We start from the raw sequence: 608 nt of genomic DNA, 5'->3' as shown, positions 1-608 counted from the left end.
AAAGACACCTTTGCCGTTTTGGAATCGTTCAACAGCTTTAAACTGAATTTTGATAGGGCTGTTGAGTTTTATCGATTGCATATTCGTTATAATCTTTCCCAACTCTCCAATTTCATCTTCCCTGCACAAAGTTATGTGGGCCGGAATTAAATTATGTTGGACAGGATTAAACTCAGCTCTGATTTTCTCGATGTTTTCATTTTGTTCGGTGAGAAATAATGTAAGCTGACGTCTGACTTTAAGCATACCCGAAGATAATACTTACAATTTAGTTTATGCACCCTGCAATCTCAGTTTTTTTACTTGCCCGAGTTGTTCAAACCCGATTGGCGTGGATGCCGATTCTTTACCGATGAATCGGCACTAACTTAGCATCGGCAGAAACAAAAGCGGGGCTTTCGGAGCCGATAAACATTGGCATTGCTTTCCAAATAAAAGTTCGGAATGAAAATTTTAAACAGATTTGAACCATATAAGGAACATAAGGTCATATCAGCCTATAGCTATCGGATCAGGATTAACGCGATTGTATTAAATTGCTAACTGAAAACTGGAGATTAAAATTGTTTAAGCGCCCTGCAACCTGAGTTTTTTATGCTATCCCGAGT

Annotated in this window: 1 protein-coding gene; it reads right to left on the bottom strand. The window is 38.5% G+C overall.

The window, feature by feature from the left end; translation table 11 throughout:
- Nucleotides 1-246 (bottom strand): 2'-5' RNA ligase family protein (locus tag AC1DND_RS29075; RefSeq protein ID WP_477586476.1); only part of this gene is annotated, 246 nt, incomplete at its 3' end.
- Nucleotides 247-608 lie beyond the last annotated feature (362 nt).

The sequence above is a fragment of the Pedobacter sp. 01N416 genome, assembly GCF_056399685.1.
This window is presented reverse-complemented; position numbering and strand designations above follow the sequence as displayed.